18 protein-coding genes, 1 tRNA gene and 1 riboswitch are annotated in these 15,939 nt (G+C 40.7%); of the genes, 2 read left to right on the top strand and 17 right to left on the bottom strand.

Annotated features, from left to right (window positions below):
- Positions 1–466: 466 nt before the first annotated feature.
- The 4 genes from J7I90_RS10390 to J7I90_RS10375 all read right to left on the bottom strand — a co-directional run bounded on the left by J7I90_RS10390 (position 467) and on the right by J7I90_RS10375 (position 2,219).
- Positions 467–667, bottom strand: coding sequence for a hypothetical protein (locus tag J7I90_RS10390; protein WP_034308956.1), 201 nt, complete (start codon positions 665–667; stop codon positions 467–469).
- Positions 668–844: 177 nt separating this feature from the next.
- Positions 845–918 (bottom strand) — tRNA-Arg (locus J7I90_RS10385).
- Between the two features lie 174 nt (positions 919–1,092).
- Complete coding sequence (locus J7I90_RS10380; RefSeq protein WP_214771172.1) at positions 1,093–1,605, bottom strand: metallophosphoesterase; 513 nt, start codon at positions 1,603–1,605, stop codon at positions 1,093–1,095.
- Between the two features lie 2 nt (positions 1,606–1,607).
- Positions 1,608–2,219, bottom strand: coding sequence for an XTP/dITP diphosphatase (locus tag J7I90_RS10375; protein WP_214771169.1), 612 nt, complete (start codon positions 2,217–2,219; stop codon positions 1,608–1,610).
- Between J7I90_RS10375 and J7I90_RS10370 the strand changes: the two genes are divergently transcribed.
- Entirely contained in the window at positions 2,203–2,418 is a 216-nt protein-coding gene (locus J7I90_RS10370) for a hypothetical protein (RefSeq protein ID WP_214771166.1), read from the top strand. The two genes, J7I90_RS10375 and J7I90_RS10370, sit on opposite strands and share 17 nt — an antisense overlap.
- Before the next feature lie 15 nt (positions 2,419–2,433).
- Here J7I90_RS10370 and J7I90_RS10365 read toward each other — a convergent pair whose 3' ends face one another.
- The 12 genes from J7I90_RS10365 to J7I90_RS10310 all read right to left on the bottom strand — a co-directional run bounded on the left by J7I90_RS10365 (position 2,434) and on the right by J7I90_RS10310 (position 13,476).
- On the bottom strand, positions 2,434–3,555 hold the full coding sequence (locus J7I90_RS10365; protein WP_214771163.1) for a Ger(x)C family spore germination protein: 1,122 nt from the start codon (positions 3,553–3,555) through the stop codon (positions 2,434–2,436).
- Entirely contained in the window at positions 3,552–5,027 is a 1,476-nt protein-coding gene (locus tag J7I90_RS10360; RefSeq protein ID WP_214771161.1) for a spore germination protein, read from the bottom strand. Before J7I90_RS10360 ends, J7I90_RS10365 begins: the two co-directional genes overlap by 4 nt.
- Positions 5,024–6,106: a GerAB/ArcD/ProY family transporter gene (locus J7I90_RS10355; protein ID WP_214771159.1), complete on the bottom strand. Its 1,083-nt coding sequence runs from the start codon at positions 6,104–6,106 to the stop codon at positions 5,024–5,026. The genes J7I90_RS10360 and J7I90_RS10355 overlap by 4 nt, the downstream gene beginning before the upstream one ends.
- Positions 6,107–6,305: 199 nt before the next feature.
- Positions 6,306–7,385, bottom strand: coding sequence for a GerMN domain-containing protein (locus tag J7I90_RS10350; RefSeq protein ID WP_063594348.1), 1,080 nt, complete (start codon positions 7,383–7,385; stop codon positions 6,306–6,308).
- A gap of 319 nt (positions 7,386–7,704) precedes the next feature.
- Positions 7,705–8,508, bottom strand: coding sequence for a glutamate racemase (racE, locus tag J7I90_RS10345; protein WP_214771157.1), 804 nt, complete (start codon positions 8,506–8,508; stop codon positions 7,705–7,707).
- Between the two features lie 10 nt (positions 8,509–8,518).
- A complete protein-coding gene (locus J7I90_RS10340; RefSeq protein WP_214771155.1) occupies positions 8,519–8,983 on the bottom strand; it encodes a MarR family winged helix-turn-helix transcriptional regulator in 465 nt (154 codons plus the stop codon).
- A gap of 199 nt (positions 8,984–9,182) precedes the next feature.
- Positions 9,183–9,407 (bottom strand): helix-turn-helix domain-containing protein, encoded by a 225-nt coding sequence (locus J7I90_RS10335; protein WP_028392149.1) that lies wholly within the window; start codon positions 9,405–9,407, stop codon positions 9,183–9,185.
- 122 nt (positions 9,408–9,529) lie between these two features.
- Complete coding sequence (locus J7I90_RS10330; RefSeq protein ID WP_214771153.1) at positions 9,530–9,994, bottom strand: acyl-CoA thioesterase; 465 nt, start codon at positions 9,992–9,994, stop codon at positions 9,530–9,532.
- Positions 9,995–10,075: 81 nt separating this feature from the next.
- Positions 10,076–10,252 (bottom strand): hypothetical protein, encoded by a 177-nt coding sequence (locus J7I90_RS10325; protein ID WP_214771150.1) that lies wholly within the window; start codon positions 10,250–10,252, stop codon positions 10,076–10,078.
- Between the two features lie 2 nt (positions 10,253–10,254).
- The gene (gene sdhB / locus J7I90_RS10320; protein ID WP_034308984.1) at positions 10,255–11,028 is read right to left on the bottom strand and encodes a succinate dehydrogenase iron-sulfur subunit; all 774 of its coding nucleotides are present in this window, start codon (positions 11,026–11,028) and stop codon (positions 10,255–10,257) included.
- A 17-nt stretch (positions 11,029–11,045) separates the two neighbouring features.
- Positions 11,046–12,797: a succinate dehydrogenase flavoprotein subunit gene (gene sdhA, locus J7I90_RS10315; RefSeq protein WP_034311432.1), complete on the bottom strand. Its 1,752-nt coding sequence runs from the start codon at positions 12,795–12,797 to the stop codon at positions 11,046–11,048.
- 70 nt (positions 12,798–12,867) lie between these two features.
- A complete protein-coding gene (locus J7I90_RS10310; RefSeq protein WP_214771147.1) occupies positions 12,868–13,476 on the bottom strand; it encodes a succinate dehydrogenase cytochrome b558 subunit in 609 nt (202 codons plus the stop codon).
- A gap of 383 nt (positions 13,477–13,859) precedes the next feature.
- On the opposite strand from J7I90_RS10310, the gene J7I90_RS10305 reads away from it, so the two are divergent.
- Positions 13,860–14,330, top strand: a complete 471-nt coding sequence (locus tag J7I90_RS10305) for a YslB family protein (RefSeq protein WP_214771144.1) — start codon at positions 13,860–13,862, stop codon at positions 14,328–14,330.
- A 64-nt stretch (positions 14,331–14,394) separates the two neighbouring features.
- Here the strand turns inward: J7I90_RS10305 and J7I90_RS10300 are convergent, their stop codons facing one another.
- Positions 14,395–15,627, bottom strand: a complete 1,233-nt coding sequence (locus tag J7I90_RS10300) for an aspartate kinase (RefSeq protein ID WP_048689012.1) — start codon at positions 15,625–15,627, stop codon at positions 14,395–14,397.
- Positions 15,628–15,716: 89 nt separating this feature from the next.
- Positions 15,717–15,893: riboswitch (Lysine riboswitch) on the bottom strand.
- Positions 15,894–15,939 lie beyond the last annotated feature (46 nt).

The raw sequence follows: 15,939 nt of genomic DNA, 5'->3' as shown, positions 1-15,939 counted from the left end.
CAAATTGAACGTTGCCTCCAGGCCCTCGGCGCACTTGCGCCTGTGGGGTCTCCCTTGGACTCGCTATTCCCGCAGGAGTCTCGCACACCCGATCCAAACAACTATGTTTAAAAATTCGGATAGAACTCCTTTTGCCTACAGTTTTTTATTTGAGAAAGTTGGAGTTGATTTCAGAAATCCGCTCCCTTTCCGCCGACTGTCTGCCAAGCCGCATCAAAGCAAGCATTTTTGGTATCTCGGCTGCCAGTTATTCGGCAGTAGCGCTGTGCAAATTTCTTCAATCCAGTGAGGATTACAGTTAAAACTATAAAGATCGGAGCAGTTCATCGACCTAAACCACACAATATTCGACCGTTCATGAATTTTTTTAACCCTCACCTCACCGTTCGGTCTCCGATTCCCATTTTGTCGCGAAGAATGTTTTATGAAATTCCTTATAAAAATCCTTCGCAGAGTTCATTAAGTATTAGCTAGGCACAAACTTAAGTATTCCTTCCAGATAAACACCTTTTTCTTTTCGTTTACATTCCCTCAACTTGATTCTTCCTTCTTTTTCTAACTCTTTGGCTAATTGGACCACTTCTGTTCCATCTTCGGTTATTTCGACTGAGAAGAAATTTCCCCGAGTGGAAGTTTGAATGAACTTGAATAATCTATCTTTATTCATTTAAACATCTCCTTATTTATTACAAGTTCGACATAAATGGTCATCCACCTGCGATAAATATGAAATAAAAAATTTCATGGTTAAAAGGATGCAAATCGAAATGACCCTCGTTAGCTTAAACAACCCAAAAAAGTAAAAAAGCCAAAACCTTTAGAAGGTTTTGGCTTTTTAAGTTAGTGTCCCAGGAGAGATTCGAACTCCCGACCGACGCCTTAGAAGGGCGTTGCTCTATCCAGCTGAGCTACTGAGACGTTTATGATATAAGTTGCGGTAAAACTTATGTATTACCTTAACTGTTCCCTTAGGACACTTCTTATTATAGTAGGATATCAAAAGGAAGTCAACGGTTTTTCAAAAAAAGTTTTTTCTTTTTTTTTAAGAACCAGGAAGCGGGGAAAAACGCTTCCTGTTCATTATACATGAAGTCATTCCATTTGATAAGCATTTTTTAGATCCTCAACGATTTTTCCATCAAGGTCATAATAGATGATTTCAAATTGGTCATTTCCAATCTCCAAAATGGCATAGGTTTTCTCTTTTCGTCCCCGCGGCTGCCGTATGCTTCCCGGGTTGATGAAGAGCTTGCCGTCAATCCACTCTGAGCCTGCAGCATGGGAGTGACCAAAGCAAATAATATCCGCCCCTGTCTCCTCACTTTTATAAGATAGGTTCATCAAGGTCATATTTATATTATAGAGGTGTCCATGCGTAACGAAGAAACGCTTGCCTGAGATGTTCTCCACAATATCATCCGGATATGCCGAATCATAGTCGCAATTCCCGCCAACGGCCAAAAACTCCGACATGTGAGGGTCATTTCTTTCCAACTCTGAATCACCGCAATGGATCATGGCGGCGACCTCTTGTTTATGACGGTCGGCAATCATGCTGATTTCATGAGTTAAGCCATGACTGTCACTCATTATTAGCACCTTCATCGTCACATTCCTTCTTCCCTTTTTAGAAATAGATCAAGTTTTTCATCTAGAGCCCTCAATGCGTTGGCACGGTGGCTGATTTGGTTTTTTTCCTCTTTTGTCAATTCAGCGTTTGTTTTGCCTTGTTCCTCTACAAAAAAGATGGGATCATAACCAAATCCATTCGTTCCTGAAGGCTGTTCCGTGATCAAGCCTTCCATCGTTCCCGATACCGTAATCGTTTCCTGGTTGGGTGACGCTAGTGCCAAGGCGCAATAAAATCTCGCCGTCCTAGCATCCTTTGGCACGCCTTCCAGTTCGCGGAGGACTTTTCCCGTGTTTGCTTCATCACTCTTGGCCTCTCCAGCATAGCGGGCAGAATATACGCCTGGACGGCCCTCCAATGCATCAACAATCAATCCGGAATCATCAGCAATGACAAAATGGCCTAGCTGATGGGCAATGGCCTCTGCCTTCAGGATCGCATTTTCTTCAAAGGTCGTGCCTGTTTCCTCCACATCAGGGGCATCCGGTACATCGAGAAGTGTTTTGACTTCATAACCTTTAGCAGAAAATAAGCTTTCGAACTCCTTGGCTTTCCCTTTATTTTTCGTTGCAATGATAACTGTCTTCATTTTTCATTTCACCCTTTTTCATTTTATCGGCACAGGGGCCCTTTTGGGGCTGGAAAGAATTTGCTGTCATTCGTCATATGTAAAAGCCGCTTCTTCTCCAGTGCCAACGGACGGATTCAGCCCTGCCTATCATGATCAACAACAGCCGCTGAATTTTCCAGATAAGTTAAGTCTAACACAACTCCCCCATCTGCAATAACCTGAAACTTATTAACTAACGTTTGTAATTTTCACTATGTTCAATATGGATTTTAACTTTTATGTTATTTATTGAAGTTTTATCAAAAGAATTAATAATTTTATTATCCCACTTATTGACATGGTATCTGTATGCCTTTTCACTTATGTTAAAAAGGTCTGTATTAATTTTTTCCCCCGTCTCCAATGTCTTCAAAATATCTTGCTTAATTTTTATTTCTACCTTTTTTTCGATTTTTTCCATATCCAAATTATCTATATTTTGTTTCAATATCCCATTTGCTTTAACATTTAAATCATATAAGGGTTTCTTTTGTTGTTCCAATACTTTGATGTTTGTTTTGGGCTCCATGATTTCAACACTTACCTTTTGTTTATTCAAGGAAAAAAACATGACTGTCGCCTTATTTTCAACCCATTTCATACCAATCAAATCTTGCTTACTTACGAACCCTTTATACTGTTGTTTTGATAAAACATAGCCGCCATTCAACGTCGGTATCTTTTTTTCTACCCCCTTCTCTGAGTAGTGATGCTCATTTATGACCATGGAGGGAATCAGAATGGAACCAACCGGTTGATAAAATTTCGAAACCAGTTCATTGAATTTTAACGGGGAAATGAAATAGTTCTCATCAATAACGGTCTCTGGCCTTTGAATGATCGTGAATAAGTTAGGAAGGTTAAAGAAACTATCACTGTCAAACACCTTTCTAATATCTTCGTTTGTAACAAACAGCCATGAATTGTATCGCAATAAGGGCTCTTTCCCTACATATTCAATGAAATCCTTCATTTTCTTCTTGATTACATTCTCACTTAAAACGAAGGAGTTAATATGCCCGATATAAAGTGGCAATGCTGCATTTTGTTCTAATTCAGTAAATGCCTCTTCGATACTTTCCCCTTTACCTTCCCCAATCAAAACTGAAGATTTTTCTTGTAATGCAGCAGCCCCCTCTTGTTTTGCTATATCCGCAAAATTCAATGCCTCAAAGTATAAGATGAATTCACCATCTTTATAATCGATCCCTAGAGCGGATCCATATGTTTGAGCTTGAATTTCCTTCATTCCCCAGCATCCTGTCGTCAGTAAAAGTTGACAGCCAATAACCAAGACTATAATTAGCTTTCTCATTCGTCCGACTCCTTTTGCGGTTCATTATCACTCGACTGTAGGGCTTGATTCCGCTGCCTTATCACCCCATACGGAAGCTTGAATAAGACTTTTAACATGTCGGATTTATTTGGTTTGGAAAATGGATTCACAAAAGGCTGTCCGAAACTTTCCAAGGAAACCACAACAATCAAGATAAGAAATAGTCCCATGAAGAATCCAAACAAGCCTAGAAAAGCTGAACATGCAAATATGAATAACCTTATAAGAACGATATTCCCAGCGATATTCTGATTGATCAAGGTATAGCTTGAGAGAACTGTAACAGCTATTACTACGAGCATGGAGGGTGAAGTCAGCCCTGCCCGAATCGCTGCATCACCTATAATCAATCCACCCAACACAGAAACGTTCGGACCTACAGCTTTTGGCAGGCGAAGACCAGCTTCTTTAAATAGTTCGAACAATATGATCATCATGAATGCCTCCAAAGAAGCAGGTATGGGTAATCCCTGTCTCGTGATTGAAATCGTAGCAAGAAGCGAAAAGGGAATTTGATCGAATTGATAGGAGACCAACGCTATAAAAAATCCCGGTAACGTAACCGTTACAAATAAGGCAACTACACGAATGATGCGCATGAAACTAATGTAAAAAAAGCTTGCATGTGCGTCATCAGCAGAATAAAGCAACTGATTAATACTCGTTGGCCCGATCAAGCCTGTGGGATTCCCGTCTACCAGGATGGCAAAGCGCCCTTGATTCAAGGAATCAACAACATAGTCAGGCCGACCGATATAATCCATTAAGGGGAAGATGGCAAATTGATTATCATATAAGAGTTCTTCAACTTGGTAGCTGCTTACTATGATATCAGCCTTTAATGAATCCAATCGTTTTTTAATATCCAAAAGAATCGAGGGATTGATAATGTCATCTATATAAAGCAGCAATATTTTAGTTTTACTTCTTTTCCCGATTGTATATTCTATACATTTAAGTGATGCCGTTTTTAACCTTTGGCGAATTAAAGACATGTTATCCGATATATTCTCAACAAATCCATCCCTAGGTCCCCGAATCGAAGATTCTATATTGGATTCTTCCGGACTGCGCTTAGGGGAATTGGATAATGGGGTATGGTAAATTTCATTGGAAGATTCATTAATGATGATCAGGTCTCCAGAAAAAAGAATGCTTTCCACTTCCTCTTTTAGATTGGAGCCCCTTTTTAGTGTACTGATCTCCATAATATTACTTAATTGATCAATTGTTAATTCCCCATTTTCTTGAACCGCATTTGATATTGTAGGCAGAATCATTTCATTGATGAATGGCATATCCACTAAGTTCGGCGCATATAAAAATCCCAACAGATAACGACCTTCATTATCAAAGGTTTTTGTTCTTAAAACAACATCGGAAGAATGTTCAAACCATTTTTGGATTTGGTCAATGTAAGAAGGAGTTCCATTCAATTTTCCCTTCTTCATAATGTTTCACCTTTTCCTTTCCCCTTTTTAAAAACAAGAAATAACAGGACAATTGCGGCACTCAAAAGAAATAGACTGCAGATTGGAAAGAAATATTTGTATATAAAATAATAAAATGAAGTAGCATCCCAATGGATTAGTGTTCCAATAACAATTAACAAGTATAGTGAAAGCAGTATCCACTTTTGATGTTTTGAATTTGAGATTAACTTATAGCCAATAAATAAACATAAACTTATTCGAATCACGGCACCTGAAAGCCATTGGAAAATGGAGAGGAAATCGAGTCGAGTAATATAATAGCCAAACCTTAACAACTTCCACTGTTCATAAGCAGGATTCCTCATTTTCACTGCTTCCGCCGAACCAAATTCTGCAATCGCTCCCATGAGGGGGCCTAACGTCAGCATGATTAAGATAATACCTACCAGTAAAAGCCACTTGGCTTTTAGCTTATTTTTGAGGTAAGGAGTTAAAAATAAAAAAACGATGATTTCTAAATATCCTGCACTCATATACATCATTCCATTTAAAGTATTGCGATACCCGCTTTCAAATACCGGGAACAATAATTCGTAATTCTTATTACTCGTGTTCCCCAGCCCTACAAATATCCCGAATAAAGTGACGGCCGGAAGAAATAGGAGAGCCAAAGTACTTATGGTGCGTATACCTTTATAACTTGCAAAAATACAAATAAAAGTGAATATGCTGACGACTACGATGTTTGGTATATCATGAGTATAATTGGCTTTTGCCCAAATCACTGTGAATTTAACGGTAATGAAGGCGTTAATTATAAAGTACAAGCCAAATGCTATCGTGAAAATAAATGTAACAAAAGGCGTAGACCATTTTTTCAGAAAAGTGATTATATCTTCTTTATCTAGTTTTTTATAAATATAATAAATAAATAGTGTCCAAACGATACAAGGAACAACACTTATTATGATACTTATCCATCCGTCGCGTTGGGATGCGGATAAGATATTGGGAAGGAGCAGGACATGTACCATGAACCCTGTATTCATGATGATTAAAACATAGATGTGTAAAGCCTGAATTACCTTTTGATCCATAATGCCCCCCCATTAATTACATATTTAAAAGTAATTTCCCCTTTTAAAAATTTATTTATGTAAAAACTTTCCCAAAACACGGGAAATTGCTTAGGGGTGGTATAGCTTTCAACTCTCTATCAGCGTGGTCATTCACTGGCGGAGGCAAAAAAATAAGAGGCAGCTGCAAGCTGCCTCATTGTTCTATTTCTAGATATATTTAAAAACTGCCTGTGTTGACTTTCTCTGGACGGACCACTGGTTCGGATAATTTTTTACCTTCTTCATTAAGAACATCTGCGCTGCCCTGCACTTGCACTTCAACGCTTTCAATTCCTTTCTGTTCCGTCAAGGAAAGGACCAAGGCATCAAGGACCTCCTGTGATACCTTTTTCTCTTTAAAGCTTCCAAGGATATTTTCGTTAAAATTCAGGCTGACCTTACCTTCTGCAACTTTAGGCTCGTCAAGTAAAGCTACATCACTCATGAACCCTGTTTGCAGGTTAGAACCTGAAGGGCTCTTCGTTAATTCCTGAATGACTGCTGTTACATTATCAGACACCGTTTCGCTGATCCTGCGCGTCACCGGAACATAATAAGTGTACTCCTCATCTCCGCCTACATAATAAACGGTCAGTGCTTTGGTATTGGATATGTCGACTACATCACTTGTATCGATATTGATTCCTGACGACCTTGAGATATTTTCATCTATCGGTGTGCCATTGACCGGCATTTCAGAAATATCTTCCCCATTGATTCTCATTTGAATTTTATCGACCGAGTCGAATTGTGTCAGGGTCCATGTGATGGCTTGAAGGATTTTAAGTTCATCCTCTTTCTGATAGTTTTTGAATTCCGGCGAAAAGTCCGCCACAGCCACCCCGTCTTTAATGTTCACGCTTATTTGGGTATCGGCAGGAATGACGGCCCTGAACCCATTTGGAAGTTTATCCGTGACTGGTCCGTTATTGACAAGGTAATCAAGGGCTTGTTTAGCGACAGCTTCCGATTTAGGAAGTTCCAATGTCTGTGGAACCACATACCCGCTTTTATCAATTAAATATAACTCCGTCTTCACCGTTTTCGATTCTACAGCGCCTTCTTCTCCCTCAGTCGCTGGCTTTTCCTCACCATTCGTTTCTGTTTCTTTTAATGAAGATTCATCCTCGACTAATGAAACATCCTTCGGGGGATCAATTTCCTTTTTCTCTTCACCGCCAAATAATCCGCAGCCTGAAAGCCAAAAAGAAGATGCCAGAATGGTCACAGCCATTGTTACTTTTGATTTATTGGACATAAAATCACTCCTAGGACAGTTTGTACTCCTATTTATACGAGCCCTAGGGGAAAATAGACCAATTATTTTTCCCTCCGATAATGGAGCTGGGCAATTTGCCCGTACTGATGCATCTTTTTCAGCTTCATAGGATTTGGGGAGACACTCGACTCCCACCCAAAGTATAACCGGAATGAGGGATAGGGTCATTTCATCCACCTGCGGGGAAAAGAGTGCCTCACGCTCCAAACATCGGCCAAATGTACAAGCCCAAAAAGACTGCAGACAAACTCCATTTTCATCGAGTTTGTCTGCAGTCTGAAATTTCCAAATGGAAGTCTTATAAGTGATCGATTTTAATTGTTTCGATGGTATTGGCATGAATACCGAGCCAGCTTGATGCGATGGAACCAAACATATCTCTTGAACCGGTTGTGTAAAAGCGATGAACTGGACGGAGCTTGCTTTTATTGATTAATTTATAGTAATCCAAAATGACACTTGCCTCCCGGGCCGTCTCTTCTCCAGAGGAAATGACTTGTACATCTTTCCCCATATAGGAAGAGATTACAGGCCCCAGCAGTGGATAATGGGTACAGCCAAGGATCAGTGTATCGATCTTCGTTTTCTTCAACGGGTTCAAGGTTTGTGCCACGACCCGATTGACGATCCCCCCTTGAAACTCCCCGCTTTCTACGATTGGGACAAATTTCGGGCATGCTAAACTATCTACTTTCACATCGGAATTGATGGAGGCAAGTGCATCGTCATAAGCTTTGCTTTTTACCGTGCCTTCCGTACCAATAACTCCAATATGCAAGGAATCGGATACTTTCAATGCCGCCCTTGCCCCTGGGTGAATGACACCCAACACAGGAATCGGAAGTATAGCCCTGATTTCATCCAAAACAGCTGCAGTCGCTGTATTGCAAGCAATGATCAGCATTTTTATATCCTTCTTCATCAAAAACCTCGTCATTTGCCATGTGAAGGTTTGGACATCTTTTTTTGTCCTCGGCCCATATGGGCATCTTGCTGTATCACCTAAGTAAATTATATTTTCATTTGGAAGCTGACGCATGACTTCTTTAGCTACTGTCAAGCCGCCTACCCCTGAATCAATGATGCCTATCGGTTGTTTCAAAAAACTCGCCTCATTTTTCTTTCATTTCTTGATGTAGTTTTACTAGAATCCCTTTGAGGGACATGATGTCAGATTCGTTAAAATTGACTAACACGCCATTCAAGTACTGCCTCCGTTTATTAATCACTTCTTCGATTATCCGTTCGCCTTCTTCAAGAAGGTGAATTCGAACCACACGCCGATCCTTTTCATCCCTGACACGCTGGACAAGCTGATGTTTCTCCATGCGGTCAATCAGGTCCGTCGTTGTACTGAAGGCGAGAAACATCTTCGTGGACAATTCGCCAATCGTCATGTCGCCTGATTCAAAAAGCCATTGCAAAGCCACGAATTGAGGAATGGTAATTTTATAATCATGGAGAATTTCTCTCCCCCTTTGCTTAAGCCATGACGATACATAGCGCAATTCCTTCTCGATATCGGCTACATATGCCGCCTGCTTCTCTTCATCCATAAACACAGCTCCCCACTTCATGAAACTTATCATACTACCATTTTGGATGAAAGTGAAATGATTTTCAAGATTGATTGACTGGAATCATAATGAAACCCCACCATAAAAATAAGCAGCATCCAAAGAAGTCAAAACACCCAAATTGTTTTGCCCTTCCTTATATGCTGCCAATGAACGGGAGAGAAATTATTTATAAGGCTTACGTATTAAGAGTTAACACTTAAAGCTTAAGTTCTCCCATACGAAGGAGTTCTATGACTGCCTGCGAACGTCCTTTAACTCCAAGCTTCTGCATCGCATTCGAAATATGGTTTCGAACTGTTTTTTCGCTAATAAACAATTCACCTGCGATTTCTTTTGTTGTTTTGTCTTGTACTAGTAACTCAAATACTTCTTTTTCTCTTTTGGTGAGTAATGGCTTATGAGTGAATTCGTTCTCCTTCAAGTAATGTTACCCTCCTTGCCTTCACCAGCATAAAACCCGGAGTGGGTGTCTATTTAGTCAAGATATAGTATGTCGGCTGGGGCAATGGAGTGACTCTTTTACTTGTCTAAATGGAAATATTTTTAGGAATGTTCCAGCACAGTATGCAGCATCGAACGCTTCATGTCTTCCGTCCAAGGTACCGGCTTCCCAGTGGCCTTGGACACTTGCACAATCGTCCCCCTGCCCGTTAAACAAATTGAACCATCTTGTTTAGTCCCCATATAGTGTAGATCCACTGAAGAATTTCCGATATGGTCAGCTTTCACATGGATTGTCAATTGATCATTGAAAAACATCTGCTTAAGGTAATCACACTGTAAATTGGCAACAACCGGCATCTCACCACATTCAGACGAGGTCCAATCCTTCATGAACCCCATACTGTTGAAATACTCAATCCGAGCTTCCTCAAAATAAGTAAAAGGAATCGTGTTATTCAAGTGCCCAAACATATCAGTTTCTGAAAAACGGACCTTAATCTCATGTTTAAAAGAAAAATCATTGATCCACTCCGTTATATTATCGATATATGATATTCTGCCCATCTTGGCACACCCTTTCTGAATTGAATGACTATTCACTCATTTTATAAGAAAACAACGATATTGAAAAGGATTTTATACTTATTACAGGTTAATTCGCTTATTGCTCACTTCATTAATCAAATCCTTCAGCCTTTTTGCTGGGTGCCTCAATTCCATTTCGCTTCGATCCCAGTTATCATCGGTGCCCGACCAAGTCTGCGTATGTAAAACATGAAAAAAAGAACCCATATCATAAGATACAGGTTCTTTCATGTTCATGATTAAACTTCATCACTGCCGAAGAAGTTACGGAATTGTTGGATCGTAGTATCACGGTTCAACGCTGCAATCGAAGTCGTTAATGGAATACCTTTAGGGCAAGACTGCACGCAGTTTTGTGAGTTACCGCAGTTTGCAAGTCCTCCATCACCCATGATCGTATTTAAACGTTCAGCTTTGTTCATTGCACCAGTTGGATGTGCATTGAATAAACGGACTTGTGATAATGGTTGTGGCCCAATGAAGTCTGAATTGCTGTTTACGTTCGGACAAGCTTCCAAACATACACCGCAAGTCATACATTTAGATAACTCGTAAGCCCATTGACGTTTCTTTTCTGGCATACGCGGTCCTGGTCCAAGGTTATACGTTCCATCGATTGGAATCCATGCTTTTACCTTTTTCAATGAGTCGAACATACGGCTGCGATCGACTTGCAGGTCACGAACAACAGGGAATGTACGCATTGGCGCTAGACGAACCGGCTGCTCCAATTGATCGATGAGAGCTGTACATGATTGTCTTGGTTTACCATTGATAACCATTGAACAAGCACCACATACCTCTTCAAGACAGTTCATGTCCCATGCGATTGCTGTAGTGTGCTTGCCTTGTACCGTTACTGGATTACGACGAATTTCCATTAGAGCGGAAATTACGTTCATATTCGGACGGTACGCTAATTCGAATTCCTCATCATAAGGAGCTGAATCCGGTGTATCTTGACGAGTGATTATAAAACGGACTGTTTTAGTCTCAGATTTAGTTTCAACCATTTTTTTGCTCCCCCTCTTTAGTGTTTCGTAGTGTAGTCACGTTTACGCGGTGCGATCAGTGATACATCAATATCTTCATAATGGAATTCAGGTGCTTGATCCAAGCCTTTGAATGTTGCCATAGTAGTTTTCATGAATTCCTCATCATTACGTTCTGGGAAATCAGGTTTGTAATGCGCTCCGCGGCTTTCATCACGGTTTAACGCACCAATTGTGATTACACGGGCCAATTGCATCATGTTTTGCAGCTGTCTAGTGAATGCAGCTCCTTGGTTACTCCATTTTGCCGTGTCATTGATGTTAATTTTCTTGTAACGTTCCATCAGCTCAAGAATCTTGTTATCCGTTTCTTTCAGCTTGTCATTGTAACGAACTACAGTAACATGCTGAGTCATCCACTCACCAAGTTCTTTGTGAAGGATGTACGCATTTTCGTTACCATCAAGAGACATGACTTCATTCCATTTCTCTTGTTCTTGTTTTTCGTACCCTTCATACAATGAAGAAGGAATGGATTCTGAAGTTTTAGCAAGGCCTTCAATATATTTAACGGCATTCGGTCCAGCGACTGAACCACCATAAATTGCAGAAAGAAGTGAGTTGGCACCAAGACGGTTACCGCCATGTTGTGAATAATCGCACTCACCTGCAGCGAATAAACCTTTGATGTTAGTCATTTGGTCATAATCAACCCAAAGTCCGCCCATAGAATAGTGAACGGCAGGGAAAATTTTCATTGGAACTTTACGAGGATCTTCACCCATGAATTTCTCGTAGATTTCAATGATTCCGCCAAGTTTAATATCAAGTAATTTAGGATCTTTATGTGATAGATCCAGGTAAACCATGTTTTCACCATTAATGCCAAGCTTCATGTTCATACATACGTCGAAGATTTCACGAGTCGCGATATCACGAGGTACTAGATTACCATAAGCAGGGTATTTTTCTTCAAGGAAATACCAAGGTTTCCCGTCTTTATATGTCCAGATACGTCCACCTTCACCACGAGCGGATTCACTCATTAGACGAAGTTTGTCATCGCCAGGGATTGCTGTCGGGTGAATTTGAATGAACTCACCATTAGCATAATTTACACCTTGCTGATAAACGATGGAAGCTGCTGAACCTGTATTGATCATTGAGTTCGTTGATTTACCGAAAATGATTCCAGGGCCGCCGCTCGCCATGATGACTGCGTCTCCAGGGAATGATTTGATTTCCATTGAAGTCAGGTTTTGTGCTACGATACCGCGTGCTGTTTGCTCATCATCGATAACAGCTCCAAGGAATTCCCAGCCTTCGTATTTCGTTACAAGGCCTTCAACTTCATAACGGCGAACCTGCTCGTCCAAAGCGTAAAGTAATTGCTGACCAGTTGTTGCACCCGCGAATGCTGTACGGCTATGTTGAGTACCACCGAAACGACGGAAATCAAGAAGACCTTCCGGAGTACGGTTGAACATAACACCCATACGGTCAAACATATGAATGATTGATGGTGCTGCTTCGCACATCGCTTTAACCGGCGGTTGGTTAGCCAAGAAATCTCCGCCATATACTGTATCGTCGAAGTGGATATATGGAGAATCCCCTTCACCTTTTGTATTTACTGCCCCGTTGATTCCGCCTTGGGCACAAACTGAGTGAGAGCGTTTAACAGGCACTAAAGAAAATAAATCAACCTGTTGTCCCAGCTCTGCTGCTTTGATCGTAGCCATTAAACCAGCTAGACCTCCACCAACGATAACTATTTTACCTTTACCCAATTCTGTCACTCCCTTATTTCCATTAGCCAAGCTATGTTTTTCCTAATTCTTATAAATGAACTCTATCTTCTTATACGAATGCGAAAATTGCGCTGATTCCGATATAAGTAAGAAGAACGAAAACGATCAATGTAAAGTAAGTCATGATTCTTTGCGATCTTGGTGAAACTGTAAGACCCCAGCTCACAGCAAATGACCATAATCCATTAGCAAAATGGAAGATTGCCGAGGTAACACCGACAATATAGAACACAAGCATGAATGGACTAGAGAAAATCTCTGCCATCATGTCAAAGTTAACTTCAGCACCCATGGCTGCTTGAATTCTAGTTGCCCATATATGCCAAACAAGGAAAATCAACGTTATGATTCCAGTTAGGCGTTGTAGCATGAACATCCAGTTACGGAAGAAACTGAATCGGCCTAAATTGTTTTTTGCTGTAAAGGCAATATAGATTCCGTACACAGCATGGAAAATGAGCGGTAGATAGATGACGACCCATTCTACCAAAATCTTCACGGGCGTAAACTCAATTAAATGAACTGCCCCATTAAAAGTTTCTTCTCCTTTTGTTGCCATAAAGTTTACCGATAAATGAAAAATTAGGAATAGACCAATTGGAATTACTCCTAGAAGTGAATGAAGCCTGCGATTCCCAAACTCACGATTTTTTGCCACTAAGTGCCCCCCCTTAATTTGTGAAAAATCATGCAAAGATAAACTGGTGGCTACCTTTTATCTCCGCGTGAAAATACAGTATAGAGTCAAAAAACTCCTCTATACTTCCTTTACAATTATGTGACATGTCCATTTTACTCCTGACTTCTATGTGCGTCAAGAAAACGGATACAAGAAATCTCTTTTTCAGAATAGATTTTTTTGGATTATATTGGGTATTTTTTGTTTGTCAAGATGATATTTTGAATAAATTTCTAATTTAACTATTAATATCTCGGTATAATTTCTCATTTTTTTCCAATTGCGATTTAAATATATAAAAAACAGTATAATTTGCAAAAGAAATACGTTTATAATAGATTTACAGAAAGAGGCGATAAATTATGAAAAAAAATATTGCTGCTGCGATAGAAGAAGAGATTCAAACTGAAGAAATTCAAACTGAGGAATTCCAAGTTCCAGCTTTCGGATACGAATTAATCAGAGAAGTTCTGTTGAACGATATTCTCGGAAAAGACTCTAATCAAATCCTCTATTGGGCAGGTAAACAATTAGCAAGAAAATTCCCATTGAATGGCGATCAGGAAGTGATTGAATTTTTCCAAAGCGCTGGATGGGGCAATCTGGAAATCTTGAAGTCTACGAAACATGAGATGGAATTATCCCTGACAGGTGAAATAATCAGCCGCCGCCTGGATTTACACCCAGATTGTCACTTCCAACTTGAAGCCGGTTTCCTTGCAGAGCAGTTTACACTGCAAAAAAAATTCCTCAGCGAATCAACGGAAGAAATCAAACGCCGCGCAAAAAAAGTGATATTCACCATCCAATGGGATCCCAGAGATCCAATCTAATGAGCCCTGAAAACAGACTTACCCTTTTTACCGGAAGTCTGTTTTTTTATTGGACTCCTGACACTTAAGCTAGCACATTAGCATGCTGACCGAGTTTAAATGCTTCATGAAGGGATTCAACCGCCTTCACCATTTCCTTTTCATTGACGACGGTCGAAACTTTAATCTCCGATGTGCTGACCATTTTCACCTGGATGCCTGTATTGGCCATCACTTCAAACATTTCGGCAGCCACTCCCGGATTGGATACCATACCAGAACCGACGATGGACACTTTGGCCAACCCGCTCTCCGTTTCGACCCGGTCGAACCCCAATTGTTCTTTATTATTTTCCAGCACGATCAAGGCCGCTTCCGTATCTTCACTTTTTGTGGAAAAAGATAGATTCGTCGTATCCTCGGCAGTCATGCTTTGAATGATGATGTCCACATTGATCCGGTTTTTCGCAAGCGTCGTGAAGATTGTGGATAATGCACCAAGTGATTGGGGCAAACCATATATTGTGACCCTCGTAATACTGTCTTCAAAAGCAATGCCGCGTACAATTAAGTTTTCTTCCATAGTTGCTTCCTCCTCTATGATCGTACCTGATTCTCTCTCCATGCTTGAACGGACTTCAAGCGGAATTTGATAATTCTTTGCATATTCGACAGCCCTTGGGTGAAGGACGCCCGCCCCCAGGTTGGCAAGTTCCAGCATTTCATCGTAAGAAATGGATTGGAGTTTTCGCGCGCCTTTTATGTAGCGTGGGTCCGTTGTGAAAACACCCGTTACATCTGTATAAATATCGCATCTATCCGCATTCAGCGCCGCAGCGATGGCAACTGCCGTCGTATCGGATCCGCCCCGCCCTAAGGTAGTGATTTCCCCATTTGCATCGTTACCCTGGAAACCGGCTACGACCACTATTTTCTTCTCCTGAAGCTGAGCTTGGATCCTCGTGGCATCGATATTTAAAATCCGGGCATTCCCATGAACGGATTCCGTTTGCATGCCAGCCTGCCAGCCAGTATACGAAATGGCTTCATGTCCTTCTTCAATCAATGCCATCGTTAACAGGGAAATCGTTACCTGTTCCCCAGTCGTCAAAAGCATATCCATTTCCCTCTTGCTCGGGGATCCGGAAATATCACGTGCCATGGAAACCAATTGGTCCGTTGTTTTCCCCATAGCTGAGACAACGACGACAACCTCATTTCCATTCTCCGCTTCCTCGATTACCCGATTGGCAACATTTTTGATTTTTTCTACGCTACCGACGGACGTTCCGCCGAATTTTTGAACGATTAATGCCATCCTCATGCACCCTCTCTACTTTTTAGGCAATAAAAAAAGCAATGAGAAATATCTCATTGCTGTGGTCACATATCTTAATACTGTAATCACAGTGAGATAGCTCTCCAAGGTATAAACCCTGACAATCCGCCATTTATTAAATGTCGGACCAGGAGGACAAGGTATGAGTCTTGTCTTCCTTCGGCGGCGTCCCCTTTCAAAACCTTTCATGGAAGCTCATACTTCTCCAGGTTTTTACTCTTGAATTCCGCACCTCTATCAGCACTTTTAAGTTGTCTAGTTAAAAATTCCTTTTAATCATAGCATAGAGAT

Source organism: Bacillus sp. ISL-57, assembly GCF_018613135.1.
GTDB lineage: Bacteria > Bacillota > Bacilli > Bacillales > DSM-1321 > Peribacillus > Peribacillus frigoritolerans.
The sequence above is the reverse complement of the archived record's forward strand: the minus strand, read 5'-3'. Positions and strand labels throughout refer to the sequence as shown.

Bases quoted from the DNA above. Each gene is read 5' to 3' on its own strand.
- J7I90_RS10350 (WP_063594348.1), bottom strand. From the start codon at position 7,385: ATGTCCAATAAATCAAAAGTAACAATGGCTGTGACCATTCTGGCATCT.
- J7I90_RS10390 (WP_034308956.1), bottom strand. From the start codon at position 667: ATGAATAAAGATAGATTATTCAAGTTCATTCAAACTTCCACTCGGGGA.
- J7I90_RS10340 (WP_214771155.1), bottom strand. From the start codon at position 8,983: ATGAAGTGGGGAGCTGTGTTTATGGATGAAGAGAAGCAGGCGGCATAT.
- J7I90_RS10380 (WP_214771172.1), bottom strand. From the start codon at position 1,605: ATGAAGGTGCTAATAATGAGTGACAGTCATGGCTTAACTCATGAAATC.
- J7I90_RS10325 (WP_214771150.1), bottom strand. From the start codon at position 10,252: ATGAACATGAAAGAACCTGTATCTTATGATATGGGTTCTTTTTTTCAT.
- J7I90_RS10330 (WP_214771153.1), bottom strand. From the start codon at position 9,994: ATGGGCAGAATATCATATATCGATAATATAACGGAGTGGATCAATGAT.
- J7I90_RS10305 (WP_214771144.1), top strand. From the start codon at position 13,860: ATGAAAAAAAATATTGCTGCTGCGATAGAAGAAGAGATTCAAACTGAA.
- J7I90_RS10365 (WP_214771163.1), bottom strand. From the start codon at position 3,555: ATGAGAAAGCTAATTATAGTCTTGGTTATTGGCTGTCAACTTTTACTG.
- J7I90_RS10375 (WP_214771169.1), bottom strand. From the start codon at position 2,219: ATGAAGACAGTTATCATTGCAACGAAAAATAAAGGGAAAGCCAAGGAG.
- J7I90_RS10355 (WP_214771159.1), bottom strand. From the start codon at position 6,106: ATGGATCAAAAGGTAATTCAGGCTTTACACATCTATGTTTTAATCATC.
- J7I90_RS10360 (WP_214771161.1), bottom strand. From the start codon at position 5,027: ATGAAGAAGGGAAAATTGAATGGAACTCCTTCTTACATTGACCAAATC.
- J7I90_RS10300 (WP_048689012.1), bottom strand. From the start codon at position 15,627: ATGGCATTAATCGTTCAAAAATTCGGCGGAACGTCCGTCGGTAGCGTA.
- sdhB (WP_034308984.1), bottom strand. From the start codon at position 11,028: ATGGTTGAAACTAAATCTGAGACTAAAACAGTCCGTTTTATAATCACT.
- J7I90_RS10370 (WP_214771166.1), top strand. From the start codon at position 2,203: ATGATAACTGTCTTCATTTTTCATTTCACCCTTTTTCATTTTATCGGC.